Consider the following 3,231-nt stretch of genomic DNA (forward strand, 5'->3'; position numbering starts at 1 on the left):
AATTCTAAAGAAACTGACGATTATATGCACCAAAATCACAACTTTATCACTATAAATATACTTGCCGCCCCGCATTTTTGGACAATTCTCGTACCAATTTTCTATGGCGTCATTGATATAACAAAAAATGCTTCCTCTTTCTTGGAGAAATTTGTTATATNNNTGGCAGTTACTGACTCTCATTTTTTGTGGCATATTTTTTCTTCAACAGTTAAATGGCTATTTATAATGAATTTTGTCAGTAACCGCCAGTTCTTTTCACTTGAGCGATGCAACAAAGCCCACTGGAATCCAGCCTTTCTGCAATCTCATCGAAAACGTTGTAACCACTTTCTATGCTAGTTTGCTTGTGAGCAACCTGGATTCTAATGTCAAGCACTGGAATGACACCGTTATAAAGGAACCAGTGTCAGCTACTTGAATGACACAGTCTTTGCTTAAACCCGTAACGTTCGTACATTTTGCTAAAAGTTCAAATATCAACATCATGCACATTAAGTGCATTGCTATTAATAAAATCACGGCGTGGTTCAACTATATCACCCATTAATATTGAAAATATGGAATCAGCTTCTTCACAATCTTTTATTTCAACCTTTAATAAAGTTCTAGCCTCAGGATTTAACGTAGTATCCCATAGCTGATCAGCATTCATTTCACCAAGACCTTTAAATCTCTGCAGAGTTAAACCTTTTTTACCATAGTCCATTATTATTTTTGCAAGCGTACTTGGAGAAGTGATTCTTATTTCAGTTTCTTGTGACTTTAAAAATGAATCACCATTAAATAAATTACTTATACCATCAAGCAAACTTAATATGTTTTGCATATCTTTGCCTTCAAGCATACTAAGTGCAAATATATATTTGTCTGCCAATCCTTGAAACAATTTAGAGATATGAATTTCTTTTTCTTCGTCTTTTATTTCCACTTCCCAAGTGTATTCGCTGTACATTAACTTCAAATACTTTAATATCTCATCAGCCGATGATAGAGCATTCTTTTTACTTAAAATTAGCAATGACTCTAAGAGATTTTGTGGTATTTCTCTATCATAATTTTTGCTAATATTAGAAGTGCTAACGCATTTATTCAAAATAAGGCGCAAGTTGTTAAATTCTGTAGCTGTACCACTTAGTGTTAATCTTTTAACTGCTGAGTTTATTATATACTCTTCAAAAGTTTCGTCATCTTTAATATAAGTGTCTTTGGCATTCTTTGTAACTTTATAGAGGGGTGGCTGTGCTATGTATAAGTAACCTTTTTCAATAACTTCACGCATATGTCTAAAAAAGAAAGTTAGAATCAAAGTTCTTATATGTGAACCATCAACATCTGCATCTGTCATGATGATAATTTTATGATATCTAGCTTTTTCAATATCGAAGTGTTCACTCCCTATTCCAGCACCAATTGCAGTAATTAAAGAGCCTATTTCTGCAGATGAAAAAATACGATCTAAACTTACACGTTCTACGTTTAGAATTTTTCCTCTTAAGGCAAGCACTGCTTGTGTTTTACGATTACGCCCCTGCTTTGCAGTACCACCTGCTGAATTACCCTCTACTATAAATAATTCCGATAACTCAGGAGCTTTTTCCTGACAATCAGCAAGCTTTCCTGGCAGAGTTGCAATATCAATATTGTTTTTGCTTTTAACTAGCTCGCGCGCTTTTCTTGCAGCTTCTCTTCCTTTTGCTGACCTGATTGCTCTTTCTACTATGCTTGCTGCCAATTTGGGATCAGTTTCAAGGATTGTGCTCAATTTATCAGAAACTATACTTTCTACAACTGCACGTGCTTCAGAACTAACTAGTTTATCTTTTGTTTGTGAAGAAAACTTAGGATCAGGCATCTTAAGAGATAAAACACAAGTTAAACCTTCTCTAACGTCCTCTCCAGTTAAATTTACTTTTGCTTTCCTTAAAAACCTTTCATTAGTTGCATAGGTATTGATACATCTAGTTAGTGCAGATCTAAATCCTGCCAAATGCGTACCACCATCTCGTTGCCGTATATTATTAGTGAAACACAACATATTCTCATAGTAGGAGTCATTCCATTCCATCGATATTTCCAAGCTGATGCCAAGATCTTCTGCATCTCCTTTCATACTGGCAATTTTAGTTACATGTGTCTTATTCTTATCTAAATACTGCACAAAATTTGCTGTACCAAAATTGTCTTTAGATTGATTGCTCTGATTGAAATGAGATTCTGTATATGGTTCATTGCGCAGATCACGTAAAGTAATGTCGATATTTGAATTTAAAAATGCTAATTCTCTTATACGACTTTCAAGCGTTGAGTAACTGAAATTAATGCCATTAAAAGTCTCTGTTGATGGCATGAACGTGACTTTAGTTCCTCTTTTGTTTGTATTTTCGTTGACTACCTTTAAAGGTTCAATAGACTCACCATCTTCAAAACGCATAAAGTGTTCTTTCTTATTGCGCCAAATAATTAATTCCAACCAGCTTGATAATGCATTCACAACTGAGATTCCAACACCATGTAATCCCCCAGAAACTTTATAGGTATTGCTGTCAAATTTACCACCAGCATGGAGTTGAGTCATTATTACCTCTGCTGCTGATATTCCTTCTTCTTCATGAATGTCAGTTGGAATGCCACGACCATTATCAGTTACAGATACTGAACCATCTTTATTTATGCTAACTTCAATGTGATCACAATATCCAGCTAAAGATTCATCTATTGCGTTATCAACAACCTCATATACCATGTGGTGCAAGCCAGATCCATCGTCAGTGTCACCAATGTACATACCTGGACGTTTCCTTACAGCATCAAGACCCCTTAAGATTTTTATTGCATCGGCATTATAACTATTTTCCATGGTATTGCTTCGTTTATGAATGTTAATTAATATTACATTCATATATGCTGATTAGCAACATTTTTAAACTGATAACCCATATTAAAAGCACAACTTTACGAATGTTTATTTTTGAAGACAGCAAATAGTGTCATTCCAATGTGTCTTCCATAACTGTACGAACATTCATTTTTGAAGGTAAATTGCACAACAGATGATGTCATTCCAGTGCTTGACACTGGAATGGCTTTGTTGCATCGCTAGCTATGATGGATTAAAGATAAAAAAGATGGAGAATATCAGTAGCTTATTATTCTGGTATTTATAAGAACCTGTTAAGGATCTCGAAAATATGAGGTAAAATAAGCATAGTTAAGAAAGAGGTATATCTA

General features: G+C 34.6%; 2 protein-coding genes and 1 pseudogene. All 3 read right to left on the bottom strand.

The window, feature by feature from the left end; translation table 11 throughout:
* Positions 1-195: pseudogene (locus OZD63_RS00995) on the bottom strand (IS5 family transposase); the annotation flags it as partial.
* A gap of 43 nt (positions 196-238) precedes the next feature.
* Positions 239-379 carry a hypothetical protein gene (locus OZD63_RS01000; RefSeq protein ID WP_275007862.1) on the bottom strand — a complete coding sequence of 47 codons (141 nt, stop codon included), beginning with the start codon at positions 377-379 and terminating at the stop codon, positions 239-241.
* 93 nt (positions 380-472) lie between these two features.
* Positions 473-2,860: a DNA topoisomerase (ATP-hydrolyzing) subunit B gene (gene gyrB, locus OZD63_RS01005; protein WP_275007864.1), complete on the bottom strand. Its 2,388-nt coding sequence runs from the start codon at positions 2,858-2,860 to the stop codon at positions 473-475.
* Between the last annotated feature and the right edge of the window lie 371 nt (positions 2,861-3,231).

Origin of the sequence: Wolbachia endosymbiont of Drosophila leontia (assembly GCF_028981785.1) — a bacterium.
Classification (GTDB): domain Bacteria; phylum Pseudomonadota; class Alphaproteobacteria; order Rickettsiales; family Anaplasmataceae; genus Wolbachia; species Wolbachia pipientis.

Excerpts from the sequence above, each read along its gene's own strand:
- gyrB (WP_275007864.1), bottom strand. The coding sequence starts at position 2,860 with ATGGAAAATAGTTATAATGCCGATGCAATAAAAATCTTAAGGGGTCTT.